Origin of the sequence: Burkholderia sp. HI4860 (assembly GCF_002223045.2) — a bacterium.
GTDB lineage: Bacteria > Pseudomonadota > Gammaproteobacteria > Burkholderiales > Burkholderiaceae > Burkholderia.
Genome location: NZ_NKFO02000003.1, coordinates 1,702,037 through 1,716,032 on the forward strand (window position 1 = coordinate 1,702,037; position 13,996 = coordinate 1,716,032).

Annotated in this window: 13 protein-coding genes; all 13 read right to left on the reverse strand. The window is 68.6% G+C overall.

Annotated elements, in window-relative coordinates; genetic code table 11:
* Positions 1 to 65: 65 nt before the first annotated feature.
* Entirely contained in the window at positions 66 to 1,262 is a 1,197-nt protein-coding gene (gene flhB / locus CFB34_RS23210; RefSeq protein WP_089438984.1) for a flagellar biosynthesis protein FlhB, read from the reverse strand.
* A gap of 338 nt (positions 1,263 to 1,600) precedes the next feature.
* The gene (locus tag CFB34_RS23215; RefSeq protein ID WP_089438983.1) at positions 1,601 to 1,981 is read right to left on the reverse strand and encodes a DUF805 domain-containing protein; all 381 of its coding nucleotides are present in this window, start codon (positions 1,979 to 1,981) and stop codon (positions 1,601 to 1,603) included.
* A gap of 453 nt (positions 1,982 to 2,434) precedes the next feature.
* Positions 2,435 to 2,938: a VOC family protein gene (locus CFB34_RS23220; RefSeq protein ID WP_089438982.1), complete on the reverse strand. Its 504-nt coding sequence runs from the start codon at positions 2,936 to 2,938 to the stop codon at positions 2,435 to 2,437.
* 169 nt (positions 2,939 to 3,107) lie between these two features.
* Positions 3,108 to 4,352, reverse strand: a complete 1,245-nt coding sequence (locus CFB34_RS23225; RefSeq protein ID WP_089438981.1) for a DUF3443 family protein — start codon at positions 4,350 to 4,352, stop codon at positions 3,108 to 3,110.
* Positions 4,353 to 4,368: 16 nt separating this feature from the next.
* Positions 4,369 to 4,872: a DUF2844 domain-containing protein gene (locus CFB34_RS23230; protein ID WP_089438980.1), complete on the reverse strand. Its 504-nt coding sequence runs from the start codon at positions 4,870 to 4,872 to the stop codon at positions 4,369 to 4,371.
* 259 nt (positions 4,873 to 5,131) lie between these two features.
* The gene (gene cheZ / locus CFB34_RS23235; protein ID WP_089424238.1) at positions 5,132 to 5,863 is read right to left on the reverse strand and encodes a protein phosphatase CheZ; all 732 of its coding nucleotides are present in this window, start codon (positions 5,861 to 5,863) and stop codon (positions 5,132 to 5,134) included.
* A 1-nt stretch (position 5,864) separates the two neighbouring features.
* Positions 5,865 to 6,260 (reverse strand): chemotaxis response regulator CheY, encoded by a 396-nt coding sequence (cheY, locus tag CFB34_RS23240; protein WP_039346818.1) that lies wholly within the window; start codon positions 6,258 to 6,260, stop codon positions 5,865 to 5,867.
* 67 nt (positions 6,261 to 6,327) lie between these two features.
* Positions 6,328 to 7,419 (reverse strand): chemotaxis response regulator protein-glutamate methylesterase, encoded by a 1,092-nt coding sequence (locus CFB34_RS23245; RefSeq protein WP_089424237.1) that lies wholly within the window; start codon positions 7,417 to 7,419, stop codon positions 6,328 to 6,330.
* Positions 7,416 to 8,141 carry a chemoreceptor glutamine deamidase CheD gene (gene cheD, locus CFB34_RS23250; RefSeq protein ID WP_089438979.1) on the reverse strand — a complete coding sequence of 242 codons (726 nt, stop codon included), beginning with the start codon at positions 8,139 to 8,141 and terminating at the stop codon, positions 7,416 to 7,418. The genes CFB34_RS23245 and cheD overlap by 4 nt, the downstream gene beginning before the upstream one ends.
* Complete coding sequence (locus CFB34_RS23255; RefSeq protein ID WP_089438978.1) at positions 8,138 to 9,121, reverse strand: CheR family methyltransferase; 984 nt, start codon at positions 9,119 to 9,121, stop codon at positions 8,138 to 8,140. Before CFB34_RS23255 ends, cheD begins: the two co-directional genes overlap by 4 nt.
* 3 nt (positions 9,122 to 9,124) lie before the next feature.
* On the reverse strand, positions 9,125 to 11,110 hold the full coding sequence (locus CFB34_RS23260) for a methyl-accepting chemotaxis protein (protein WP_089438977.1): 1,986 nt from the start codon (positions 11,108 to 11,110) through the stop codon (positions 9,125 to 9,127).
* Between the two features lie 37 nt (positions 11,111 to 11,147).
* A complete protein-coding gene (cheW, locus tag CFB34_RS23265) occupies positions 11,148 to 11,663 on the reverse strand; it encodes a chemotaxis protein CheW (protein WP_043185043.1) in 516 nt (171 codons plus the stop codon).
* Positions 11,664 to 11,714: 51 nt separating this feature from the next.
* Complete coding sequence (cheA, locus tag CFB34_RS23270; RefSeq protein ID WP_089460166.1) at positions 11,715 to 13,973, reverse strand: chemotaxis protein CheA; 2,259 nt, start codon at positions 13,971 to 13,973, stop codon at positions 11,715 to 11,717.
* Positions 13,974 to 13,996: the final 23 nt, after the last annotated feature.

The window sequence follows — 13,996 nt, forward strand, 5'->3', positions numbered from 1 at the left end:
GGCCGCCCCAAGGGAGGCAGCCGCCCCCTCGGGGGGCAGCGAACGAAAGTGAGCGTGGGGGCTAATCATGCAGTGCCTCCCTTGCCGAGCGTGTCTTCCTGTTCTTCGCGCTCGTCTTCGGCGGACACCGACGCGCCCTTGTCGAGGTCGGCCGGCACCTCCAGATCGACCGGCATCGCCGGGAACGCGCCGCCTTCCGAACGGAAGCGCTTGAGCTGGTAGACCCACGCGAGCACTTCGGCGACGGCCGAGTACAGCGAGCCGGGAATCTCGCGTTCGAGTTCGACGTTGTGATACAGCGCACGCGCGAGCGGCGGCGCTTCGAGCAGCGGCACGTTGTGTTCGGCCGCGAGTTCGCGGATGCGCGCGGCGACGAGGTTCACGCCCTTCGCGACGACCTTCGGCGCGCGCATCTCGCCGTCCGTGTATTGCAGCGCGACGGCGAAGTGCGTCGGGTTCGTCACGACCACGTCGGCCTTCGGCACGGCCGCCATCATCCGGCGGCGCGCGATCGCGCGCTGCTGCTGGCGAATCCGCCCCTTCACGTGCGGATCGCCTTCGTTCTCGCGATGCTCGCGCTTCACTTCTTCCTTCGTCATGCGCAACTTCTTGTTGTACTGCCAGATTTGGTAAGGCACATCGAGTGCGGCGACCACCAGCATCCCGGCGACCGTCGTGCCGCAGCACACGGCGATCAGGTGCAGCGCATCGGGCAGCGCCACGCGCAGCGGCTGCGTCGCGAGGGCGAGCAGCTCGTCCTTGCTGCGCCAGATCGCGATGCTGCCGATGCCGCCGACGACCAGCGTCTTCGCGAACGACATCCCGAGCTGGATCGGCCCCTGGATCGAGAAGATCCGGCCGAGGCCAGAGATCGGGTTCAGGCGGTCGAACTTCAGCTCGAACGTCTTCGACGAGATCAGCCAGCCGCCGAGCGCCATCGGCGCGAGCAGCGCGGCGACGCCGGTGAGCGCGAGGATCGGCAGCAGCGCGGCGAAACCTTCGAGGCTCGCGCTGCCGGCCGCCGTCAGCATCCGGCTCGTGTCGAACGCGGTCGCGCGATCGAACGTGAACGCGCCGCGCAGCATCGCCTGCAGATGCCCGCCCGACGGGCCCGCGAGCAGCCACGCGCCGTAGAACCCGGCCGCGAGCAGCGCGAACGAAGCCAGCTCGCGCGAACGCGCGACCTGCCCCTCCTCGCGCGCCTTCTCGCGGCGCCTTGGAGTGGCGGCTTCGGTCTTGTCGAGATCGCTCTCGTCTGCCACGGGGCCTCCAGTCGGGTACGGCGGAATGCCGCTTTCCAGTGACACCGATTATTCATGGAGGCGTCAAACGCCGATCGGTCGAGCAAAGCCGGGAAAGGGGGGTATTTCGGAGAATCGGCGAGCCGGTGCGAACGCGGGCCGGACGAGGGACGGAACGGGGTGCGGCGCGGCGGAAAAACGTGCCGGCGGGGGCGATGACGGGTGTCGGCTCCGGGCGGAGCGGCGACGGCGTGAAGCGGGGAAAAACGCGGAAACGGTGAGGCAGTAAAGCGGTGCAGCGGGGGCGACGCGAAATCGGGCCCCGACGCGGCGGCGTCGCGCGTCGGGGCAGGCGTCGGTCAGGCCGCCACGATCGGGTCCGCGCCGAAGCGGTTCGGGCCTTCGGTGCCGCGCGAGCACGTCCATACCAGCAGCAGGATGCCGCCGACGACCGGAATCAGCCCGAGCAGCAGGAACCAGCCCGAGCGGCCCGTATCGTGCAGGCGGCGAACGCTGACCGCGATGCCCGGAATGATCAGCGCCAGCGAAATCAGGGCGAGCACGCCGAGCAGCAGCAGCGTGATCAGGCCGCCGTCGCGGCCGGCCACGCCGATGATCTGCGCGGCGATCGACAGCACCGTGGTCAACAGCACGAAATACCAGTATTCAGCACGACGCGCACGGCCTTCGAATGTTGCGTATTTATTGAGTACGGCACGAACGGCTTCGGAAAAATTCATTTTATTACCCTCATGTTTTATATAGACGACCCCGGAAACAACGCCGGCATTATATGTTTGAATGTCGGCGGACTCCATCTCTTTTCACATGCCGGGTAGTGCGCGCACCGGCCGTCTCGCCGCCCCGCATGGTGCGGGAATGGCTGCAATAGCGGAATCCGGGGCCATCGACTTGCATGCCGCGTCATTTTAATAATCTTGAAGACCTGACAGAAACGACAGCCCCGGATAATCCAGCATTTGATTACGTCCGCATGAAATCGAGTGCAATCGATAATCGGCGGCGAGTGTGCCGCATTCGATTAACCGGCCGGCATTACGCGGGCGTGCAAAGCACGCTACGCTTCGCCATGACTCGCCGATTCCGGTCGAACCGCACCCTGCTCCGTCATCCGCTCGTTACGTTGCTGTCGCTTGCCTGCGCGCTGGCCGCCTGCAACGGATTCCCGCCGCCTAGCCCGCCTGGCCCGCTGCCCGCTGCAGCGCGTCGAGATCGAGCTTCTTCATCGTCATCACCTGCGCCATCACGCGCTCCGCGCGCGCCGGATCGCCCGTCATCAGCTCGCTCATCTGCGCCGGCACGACCTGCCACGACACGCCGAAGCGGTCGCGCAGCCAGCCGCATTGCTGCGCACGCTCGTCGCCGCCTTCCGACAGGCGCGCCCAGTAGCGGTCGATTTCGTCCTGGTCCCGGCAGTTGACGACGAACGACACAGCCGGCGTGATCTGGAACGCGGGGCCGCCGTTCAGCGCGACGAAGGCCTGCCCGTCGAGTTCGAACGCGACGGTCATCACCGCGCCCTCCGCGCTGCCGGACGCGTGCGCGCCGGCCTTGCCGTAGCGTGCGACGTGCACGATGCGCGCGTTGTCGAACACCGATACGTAGAAACCGGCGGCCGCCTCGGCGTCGCGATCGAACCACAGGAACGGCGTGATGCGTTGTATGCGCGGGTTCATGGCGCTGCCTCCTCGATGTCGTGCCGGCATGGGTGCCGGTATTACATCGTAGGCGCTGTGCCCGCGCGCGGCGGCGCGCCGGTCGGACCCGTCGTGCCACATACGGCCGCCGAATAAAAAAAAGGGGGCGATCGCTCGCCCCCTTGGTCCTGCGTGTCGCCGTGCCGCGTCAGAACGCGACGAAAGGCGCCGCGCCGCCGCTCGCGGTCTTGTCCATCCCGAAATAGATCGTCCGGTTGTAGAAGTGCGGCATGCCGATGTCGAGCCAGCCGGACGAACCGAACGGGCCCGCGATGTCGTCGAACGCGAACGTCGACGGGTTCGAGAACAGCGAATCCGCGTTCGCGACGGGCATCGTCACCGTGCCGCTCACGCCGTTCTGGCCGGTCAGCGTCGCCGAATTGCTGATCGTCGTCGACGGGCAGTAGAACTGCGTGTTCTTCGGGCAGGTCGGCAACTGGCCCGACGTATCGTTGAAGAAGTACGCATTCGAACCCGTATCGAAGAACGCGGTCACGTTGCGCCCCTGGAACGTCGCGCTGACGTCGCCCGTCGTGGTCGACGTCATCACCGTCTTCCCGGTCAGGTCGGGCAGGCCGAACGTCAGCGTCCCGGTTGCACTGGCTTGCCCACTGTCCGAAATCTTCGACATGCTCACGCTCACCCCGCTGCTGTCGGCGAAGCGATGCACCGGGTTGGCCACCTGTTGCGCCACCGGCACGAGCGCGACCGTGCAGTTCGCGTTGTTGCCGTTCGGGCACGCGTAATAGTTGTTGTTCGTCGACGTCGACGTCGCGCAGGTCGTGCCGCAGTCGACCGGCGCCGGCCCGATGCCGAGGATCCCGTTCGCGCCGAGCGCGCTCGCCGAGTTGGCCGACGCGCCACCGTTCGTGCACGAGCTCGGCACGTTGGTCGTGCCGAGGTCGCCGATGATCTGCACGGGCAGCGAACTCGCCTGCTCGGAGCCGATCGACAGGTCGACCGTGCGCACCGAGCCCCACGTGTAGCTCGACACGAACTTGCCGCACTCGGCGACCGGCGCGCCGCCGCTCGTCACCTGCGGGAGGCTGCCGAGCACGCCCGACACGGCGCTGCCGACGAGCCGCAGCCCGTAGGACGCGGTATCGACGAGCACGTTGTTGACCACCTGGCAGTTCGACGTACCCGGCGCGCAGACCTTCAGGCTGATGGTCGGGATGTTGATCACGTTCGCGACGCCGGCGTTGACGGTGATGACGGCCGTGTTCCCGGAATTGCCGTCCGAGCCGCCGTTACCGTTGTTGCCGCCGTTGCCGTTGCTGCCCGAGCTGCTGCCGCCGCCGTCTCCGCCGCCGCAAGCCGTCACGAGGACGGCCGTCGCCGCCGCGAGGCCCAGCACGCCGAGCCAGCGCTTGAATGTACGAGGAATTCTCAAGATCGCTCTCCCGCTGTCACTGGATGTCGGTGCCGGTCAGGCCGGCAGGCAGCACCGCCGGCAGCCATGCCTGGCCCGAGAAGGCGCCCATGTGGCCGCCTGTCCGGATCACGAGGCCGCTGGTGTCGACGGACACGGGCGCGCGCCAGCCGCGCGCCTGGTGCGCCGCCTGGACGCCTGCGGTGTACTGCGGGAAATAGCTGCCGAGCAACGACGCGAGATCCGGCATCGTCGGCCCTTGCCATGCGAGGCCGAACACGCTGCCGGCGGCCGACGTGTATTCGTGGATGACGGTGCCCGATCCGAGCGTGATCTCGCGGACGGTATAGGCGGCCGTGCTCGTCTGCATGCCGTCTGCCGAACGCATCGCGCGCTGCAACGCGCGCACGGTTGCGGCCTGATCGTCCGCCGGCGGCGACATCGGCGCGCCGCCCAGTTCAGCGTATGCGTGGACGCTCCACAGCACACCCATTGCAGCCGTCGCGTGCGCGACGGCCCAGCCCAAGCGTTTCAGCTTCACGTTCCCCCCCAAGGGACTGGCTTTGTTGCCGGCGGTGCGGCCATCGCGCCCGCGCCACCTGCCAACAGATGAAATCGTACGAATGTCGCTACGTTGCTGCTGACGCGTAGTATGCCTGCTGAGGGTGTCGAAGTGTCAATTTGACGCAGGATCGCGCTGCGCAACGCGGGGCCGCGTGCGCGGTGAAGCAGTGGGGGAGGGGGTGAAGCGGGCATCGGGCGCCGCTGCGAGATGCGGCGCACCGATGCCTACGGCAGGGTCAGAAGCCCAGGCTGGCGAGCAGGTCGTCCACCTGCCCCTGGTCCTGGACCACGTCGGTCTTGCCTTCCGGCGCGATCTGCGGGCCGTTCAGCAGCGACTCGGGGCTGCCGGTCGGGCTGATCTGCTCGGCCGCGAGCAAAGCCGCGGTGGCCGCGAACTGCTCGCGCCGCTCGGGCGCGATGTTCTCGACGAGCACCGTGAGGAGCTGCTGCTCGATCAGGTAGACCATGTCCATGATCTTCTTGATCACCTGCCCGGTCAGATCCTGGAAATCCTGCGCGAGCATGATCTCGAGCAGTTGCGCGCGGGTGGCCGAAGCCGATTCGGGCAGCGTGCGCAGGAACGTGCGCGTATCGTCCATCAGCTCGCGCACTTCCGCGTGCTCGATCGGTGCCGCGTACCACTGCGCCCAGCGCGCGTCGAGTGCCTCGGCCTCGTTCTGGATGCGCTCCTGCATCGGCTTCGCGACCTCGATCGCGTTCAGCACGCGCACGGCGGCCTGCTCGGTCATCGTCGCGACGTAGCGCAACCGGTCGCGCGCATCGGGCACGGCTTCCGCCGCCCGCTCGACATGCTTGTCGAGCCCGAGCTCGCGCATCGAATCGCGCAGCGTGCGCGTGACATGGCCGATGCGCGCGAGAATGCGGTCGCTCGCGAAATCGGCGCCTTCGGCCTGGCCGTCGGCGCTGAACCCGGCGCCGGTCAGCGCGGCATGGATCGGCTCGTTCACGTCAGCTCCCGGTCTTCGCCATCTTGTCGATGATCTTGTTCAGCTTCTCGTCGAGCGTCGCGGCCGTGAACGGTTTCACGACGTAGCCGCTCGCGCCGGCCTGCGCCGCCGCGATGATGTTCTCCTTCTTCGACTCGGCCGTGACCATCAGCACCGGCAGGTGCGTGAGCGTCGCGTCCGCGCGGATTTCCTTGAGCATCGCGAGGCCGTCGAGGTTCGGCATGTTCCAGTCGGAGATCACGAAGTCGAAACCGCCGCCGCGCAGCCGCGCGAGGCCGGCCGCGCCGTCCTCGGCCTCGTCGACGTTCGAATAGCCCAGTTCCTTGAGCAGGTTGCGGACGATCCGGCGCATCGTCGGGAAATCGTCCACCACCAGGATTTTCATGCTCTTGTCCATCGTCGTTCCTTTCCAGATTCGTTTCCGTCGGGACGCGTATCGTGGCACGCGCCCCGTGACATTCCATTCAAACGCGCTGCACGCGGTCGCCCATCGTCGCCAGGCGCGCCATCACGCGACGGCTCATCTCGGCGAGCGGCACGATCTCGTCCGCGCCGCCGAGCGCGATCGCCTCGCGCGGCATCCCGAACACGATGCAGCTTGCTTCATCCTGCGCGAACGTGTGAGCGCCCGCGCGTTTCATCTCCAGCAGGCCGGCCGCGCCGTCGCGGCCCATCCCGGTCAGGATCACCCCGAGCGCGTTCTTGCCCGCGTGCGTCGCCGCCGAGCGGAACAGCACGTCGACCGACGGGCGGTGCCGGTTCACCGGCGGCTCGTCCGACAGTTGCGCAATATAGTTCGCCCCGCTTCGCGCAAGCAACAGGTGCGCGTGGCCCGGCGCGATATACGCGTGACCCGGCAGCACGCGCTCGCCGTGCTCGGCTTCCTTCACCGCGATCCGGCACAGGCCGTTCAGCCGCTGCGCGAACGACTTCGTGAAGCCCGGCGGCATGTGCTGCGCGATCAGCACGGCCGGCGCATCCGGCGGCAGCGGCGTCAGCACTTCGCGGATCGCCTCGGTGCCGCCCGTCGACGCGCCGATGATGATCAGCTTCTCGGTACTGACGAGCGGGTTGTTGATCATCGGCGCGGCCGGGTGGCTGTCCGTCGCGCGCGCGGCGGCCTGCGGCTGCGGCGCCTGGCGCACGCGCGCCCGCGACGCCGCGCGGATCTTGTCGGCGAGCTTTTCCGCGTAGTCGAGCATCCCGTCGCGAATCCCGACGCGCGGCTTCGTGACGAAATCGACCGCGCCGAGCTCGAGCGCGCGCAGCGTGATTTCCGAGCCGCGCTCGGTCAGCGACGACACCATCACGACCGGCATCGGCCGCAGCCGCATCAGCTTCTCGAGGAAGTCGAGCCCGTCCATGCGCGGCATTTCGACGTCGAGCGTGAGCACGTCGGGGTTGTGCTGCTTGATGAGCTCGCGCGCGACGAGCGGATCGGGCGCGGTCGCGCACACCGTCATGTCGGGCTGGCTGTTGATGATCTCGGTCATCAGGCTGCGGATCAGCGCCGAATCGTCGACGCACAACACTTTGATCTTCTGCACTGCGGTCATGCCTCCTGCTTTCTTGATAGGTTCGCCGGCCGCACGCCGGCGGCCGGCGCCGCGCTGCGCGCGCCGAACAGCTCGATGCGCGGGCGCGTCGGCTGCGGCGGCGCCGGACGCTTCGCCGCGAACAGCTCGACCTGCGGACGCGGCCGTGCGGCGCGGGCGCGATCGGCCTCGCGGGCGAGCGCGGCTTCGCGCTCGGTGACGCCCGGCACCTGCAGCCGCAGCTTCTTCACCGCCGCGCGCCCCGTGGCCGCCATGAACGCGACCTTGCGCGGGTGCACGCCCTGCAGGTCTTCCGCCGTGATGCGGATGCGCTCGAGCGCGAGGTAGCGGCGCACGAAATCCGCGTTGCGGTCGCCGATGTTGATCGTCGTCATCCCGGCCAGCACGGCGGCGCCCCCGAACACCTTCGCCTCGAAGCGTTCGCGGCGCCCGCCGGCCTTGATCATCTCGTTGATCAGCACTTCCATCGCATACGCGCCGTAGCGCATCGATTCCGACGCGGCCGCGCCCGGATCGGCGCCGTCGTCGGGCAGCATGAAGTGGTTCATCCCGCCGATGCCCGCGTACGGGTCGTGCAGGCACGCGGCGACGCACGAGCCGAGCACGGTCATCAGCACCATGTCCTCGGACGTCGTGTAGAACTCGTTCGGCAGCAGCTTCACGCCTGGACGGCCGAAGTGGTTGTCGAAGTAGCGATTGGTGGCGATCGGCAGGGCGCTCATCCGCGCTCTCCAAGAGCGGATGCGGCGCCCGCGGCATGCCTGCGCGCGGCAGACGGCATCGCGCTCGCCTGCGCGCCCCGCGGCCGCGCGCCCTGGGCGGCGTCGCGGGTCAGTTCGTACACCGTCTGCCCGCGCAGCCGGAATGCCTGCGTGACATACGTGAAGTTTTCCGAATGGCCGGCGAACAGCAGCCCGCCCGGCTTCACGAGCGGCTCGAAGCGCGACAGCACCTGCCCCTGGGTCGGCTTGTCGAAATAGATCATCACGTTGCGGCAGAAGATCGCGTCGAACGGCTTCGCGATCCCGTAATCCGCATCGGTCAGGTTCAGTTGCTCGAAGCGGATCATCGCGCGCAGCTCGGGACGCACCTTCACGCGCCCGGCCTGCGCGCCCGTGCCCTTCAGGAAGAAGCGCTTCAGCCGCTCCGGCGACAGGTGCTTGACCTGGTCGTACGTGTAGATGCCCGCCTCCGCCTTCGCGAGCACCTGCGTGTCGAGGTCGGTCGCGAGGATCGACGCGCCGCGCGCGGCCGATTCGCCGAGCGCCTCGATCAGCGTGATCGCGATCGAGTAAGGCTCCTCGCCGGTCGACGCCGCCGAGCACCAGACCGAGACCGGCGCCGGCCGCCCTTTCACGAAATCCGACAGGATCGGGAAATGGTGCGACTCGCGGAAGAACGCGGTCAGGTTCGTCGTCAGCGCATTGGTGAACGCTTCCCACTCGAGCGGATCGTCTTCCTGCTCGAGCAGGTCGAGGTAGTCGCGGAACGTGTCGAGGCCGCGTGCCCGCAAGCGGCGCGCGAGACGGCTGTACGCCATGTCGCGCTTGTGCTCGGACAGCGAGATCCCCGCGCGTTGATGAATCAGCGCGCGAATGCGTGCGAAATCCGCGCTGGTGAACGCGAAGTCGCGCCCCGGCTCGCTCGCGCGAGGCGAGGCATCCGGTGCATCGGGTCGAAACGGCGCGCGCGCGTGCGGCATGGTTTAGAAGGTCTCCCAATCGTCGTCGGACGTGCCGGCCGTGGCCGCCGCCGGCTTCTCGCCGTTCAGCGCCGGGCGCACGAGCGCGGGCTTCGCGGCCGGCTTGTCGGCCGGTGCGGCGGTTTTCGCGAGACGCGGCCCGTAGCCGCCCGCAGCCGTGCCGCGGGCAGCCGGTGCCTCCTTGTGCGCGTGCACGCCGGTATCGGCCGCACGCTTCGTTTCATGGCCCGCACCCGCGGCACCCGATGCAGCCGATGCAGCCGCGGCGGCGGCACGCGGCGCCGGCGCGGCGCGCCGTGCCGGTTGGGCGGCAGCCTGCGGCGCCGGCAGCGCGGCGACCGGCGCCGCATCGAAACGCGGCTCCGACGTCAGCGCCGGCGCGGGCTCATGCGCGAGCGGCCGCGCGACCCCGCGCGACGGCGCGAGCACGATGCCGCCCGCCACGCGCCAGCCCGACACGATCGCCTTCATCTGGCGCGTCTGCTCCTCGAGCGACGCCGCCGCGGCGGCCGCCTGCTCGACGAGCGCCGCGTTCTGCTGCGTGACCGAATCCATCTGGCCGACCGCGCGGTTGACCTGCTCGATGCCGGTCGACTGCTCGTCCGACGCGGCGCTGATCTCGCCCATGATGTCGGTCACGCGGCGCACGGCCTGCACGATCTCGTCCATCGTCGTGCCGGCGCGCGACACCAGCGCCGACCCGCTTTCGACCTTCTCCGCCGAATCGCCGATCAGCTGCTTGATTTCCTTCGCGGCGCTCGCGCTGCGCTGCGCGAGCGAGCGCACCTCGCCCGCGACCACCGCGAAGCCGCGGCCCTGCTCGCCGGCACGGGCGGCTTCGACCGCCGCGTTCAGCGCGAGGATGTTGGTCTGGAACGCGATACCTTCGATCGTGCCGATGATGTCGACGACCTTGCCCGAGCTCGCCGCGATGTCCTGCATCGTCGACACGACCTGGCCGACCACCTCGCCGCCCTGCGTCGCGATGTCCGATGCGTTCACCGCGAGCTGGCTGGCCTGCCGCGCGTTTTCCGCGTTCTGCCGCACGGTGCCCGTCAGCTGCTCCATGCTCGACGCGGTTTCCTGCAGCGATGCGGCCTGTTCCTCGGTGCGCTGCGACAGGTCGGTGTTGCCGGTCGAGATCTCGCGCGCGCCGACGTCGATCGACTCGGTACCGCGATGCACGGCCTGCACCATCGTCGTGACGGCGTCCTGCATCCGCTTGATGCCGCCGAACAGGCGGCCGATCTCGTTGGTGCTGAACACGTTGACCGGCTGCGTGAGGTCGCCGCCGGCGATGCGCTCGAAGTGCGCGATGGCGTCTTCCAGCGGCTGCACGATCAGCCCGCGCAGCGCGAAGCGGATCGCGATCACGACGACGAACGCGATCGCGATGCCCGCCGCGATCAGCCCGATCATCAGCGAGATCTGCGATTGCGTCGCGGCCTGGCGATCTTCCGCGCGCTTCTGCAGCGCGGCGATCACGGCCGCCGCCGTCTGGTCGAACGCGATGAACATCGGGCTGATCTTCGTGTCGGCCACCGCGTGGTACGCCGCCATGTCGCCCGCGCGCGCCGCCGTGAATTCGGGCTCGACGCCTTCCTTCACGATCGTCGTGTAGCGCGTGGAAAGCTCGTCGAGGAGCGCCTGCTCGACGCCGAGCTTCGGCAACGACTGGAACGCCTGCCAGTTCTGGTTCGACTTCGCGAACAGCTCCTGCGCGCGATCGAGCACCTTCGTGGCGTCGGCCCCGTTACCGGATTCGGTCAGCGTACGGAAGCGATCGAGCGCCACGCGCGAGCGCAGCAACTGCGCGGCCGTGTCGTCGAGCGCATGGATCGCCGGCAGGTCGACGTGCGCAATCTCGTCGAGCGAGCGGCTCGCGTGATTGAGCGCGTAGAGGCCGAGCCCGCCGACGGCGGCGGCCAGCGCCACGAGGATGAGTCCGATCGCCGTAAGCGTCGTGCGGATCGACCAGTTATGCAACATTGCAGATTCTCCCGAAATTCCTGCGCGCGCCGCGCGCTTACCCGCCGAGCGTCTCGATCAGCGCCATTTCACGGCTCGACATCAGCTTCTCGATATCCATCAGGATCAGCATCCGGCCGTCGACCGTGCCGAGGCCCGTCAGGTACTCGGTCGTCAGCGTCGCGCCGAATTCCGGCGCCGGCATGATCTGGTCGGTCTGCAGCGTCAGCACGTCCGACACGCCGTCGACCACCATCCCGACCACGCGATGCGCGACGTTCAGGATGATCACGACGGTCTGGTGGTCGTACTCGACGCGGCCGAGATGGAACTTGATCCGCATGTCGACGATCGGCACGATGATCCCGCGCAGGTTGATCACGCCCTTGATGAACTCGGGCGCGTTCGCGATGCGCGTGACGCTGTCGTAGCCGCGGATTTCCTGCACCTTCAGGATGTCGATCCCGTATTCCTCGTCGCCGAGCGTGAAGACGAGGAACTCCTGGCCCGTCGCGTCGCCTTGTTCCGCGTCGCGGCGGCTCGTTGCCGCGTTCGCCGCGGCCGGATTGATCATTTGGACTTCAGCAGACACGTTTGCCCCCAATCGGTTGAATGGCGAGTGACATCAGAACATCGCGAGCTCGGCGCCGGCTCGGGCGCCGTGCGTCGCACGGGTTTCGCGGTTCAGCGCCGCGACGTCGACGATCAGCGCGACGCTGCCGTCGCCGAGGATGGTCGCTGCCGAGATGCCGTGCACCTTGCGGTAATTGGTTTCGAGGTTCTTCACGACCACCTGCTGCTGGCCGACCAGCTCGTCGATCAGCATCGCGAAGCGGCGCCCCTCGGTTTCCATGATCGTGACGATCCCCTGCGTCGGGTCGGTGCGTGCGTCGTCGACCGAGAACACCTCGTGCAGCGCGACCAGCGGCAGGTATTCGCCGCGCACGCGCACCACGCGCTCGCCGTTGCCGACCGTGTAGATGTCGTCGTTCGACGGCTGCAGCGACTCCATCACGAAGTTCAGCGGCAGGATGAAGATCTCGTTGCCGACCTTCACCGACATCCCGTCGAGGATCGCGAGCGTGAGCGGCAGCACGATCCGCGTGGTCGTGCCGCGGCCGGCCACCGACGTGATTTCCACGTGGCCGCCCATCGACTGGATGTTGCGCTTCACGACGTCCATCCCGACGCCGCGGCCCGACACGTCGGTCACCGTCTCGGCGGTCGAGAAGCCCGGTGCGAAGATCAGTTGCCAGACTTCGTCGTCGCTGATGTTGTCGGACACCTGCATGCCCTGTTTCGCGGCCTTCGCGAGGATGCGCTCGCGGTTCAGGCCCGCGCCGTCGTCGCTCACCTCGATCACGATGTTGCCGCCGTGATGCGCGGCCGACAGCACGAGCTGGCCCACGGCGTCCTTGCCGGCGGCCACGCGCTTGTCGACCGTCTCGATCCCGTGGTCGAGGCTGTTGCGCACGAGGTGGGTCAGCGGATCGATGATCCGTTCGATCAGGCTCTTGTCCAGCTCGGTCGCCTGGCCGAACGTGACGAGCTCGACCTGCTTGCCGAGCTTGCCGGCGAGGTCGCGCACGAGACGCGGGAAGCGGCTGAACACGTAGTCCATCGGCATCATGCGGATCGACATCACCGCTTCCTGCAGGTCGCGCGCGTTGCGCTCGAGCTGCGCCATCCCGTTGAACAGGCGGTCGTGCAGCGCCGGATCGAACGCGCTCGCGGTTTCCGCGAGCATCGCCTGCGTGATCACGAGCTCGCCGACCAGGTTGATCAGCTGGTCGACCTTCTCGACACCGACGCGGATCGAGCTGCCTTCGGCGCCCGATGCCGCGGCGGCGGCCGGGCGCGCGCGCTTGTCGTCGTGATGCGCGGCGGCCTGCGGCGCGTGGTCGGCGGGCGCCGGCTGGGCAGGCTGCGGCGCTTGCGCGGCGGCGGCGGCGGCCGGCTCGACGGGCGCGGGTGCGGCCGGCGCCGGTGCCGCCGGTTGCGGTGCCGCGGCCTGCGGCGCGAATACCTCGGCGCGCGCCGGTTGCGCGGCGGCGACCGGTTCCGCTGCCGGCACCGCGGCGTCCTGCGCGGCAGCCGGTGCGGCCGGCGCCGTGCCGTGCCCGACGCGGATCTGGCTTTCGTCGATCACGAAGCAGCACACGGCGACGATGTCGTCCGACGGCACGTCCGATTCGACCCACAGCGTCAGGTCGGCGCCCACTTCCTCGCGGCCGACGATCCGCCCGAGGTTGCCGAGTTCTTCGGTGAGCAGTTCGCGATCCTTCGCGTCGACGCCCACGAGCGTGATCTTCAGGTGCGGGCCGCCTTCGCCTGCGTCGCCCGCCGGATGCGCGGCCGCGACGGCCTGCTCGATCACGTGGTCGGGCACGCGATCGTCGCCGGCGGCCGGTTCCACGGCCGGCGCAGCCGGGGCGGCGACGGCAGCGACCGGCGCCACGGGCGCAGCAGCAGCGGCAGCCGGCGCACCCGCGCCGCTCTCGGCCTTCAGCCGTTCGAGCTTCGCGCAGATCGTCGCGGCGGCGGCCGCATCCGGTTCGGCGCTCGCGCGGTAGTCGACGAGCTGGTCGGACAGCACGTCCTTGGTCTCCAGGAACGCGTCGACCATTTCCTTGGTCAGCGTCAGCTCATGGTTGCGTGCGCGGTCGAGCAGCGATTCGAGGATGTGCGTCGTATCGGTCAGCGCGGAAAAGCCGAACGTCGCCGCGCCGCCCTTGATCGAATGCGCGGCGCGGAAGATCGCGGCCAGATCCTCGGGGTCGGGCGAACCGACGTCGAGGTTCAGCAGCAACTGCTCCATCTGTGCGAGCAGCTCGTCCGCTTCGTCGAAAAATGTCTGGTAGAACTGAGTGATGTCGAGAGTCATGCCCGGTCCCGGGTTGAATGCGT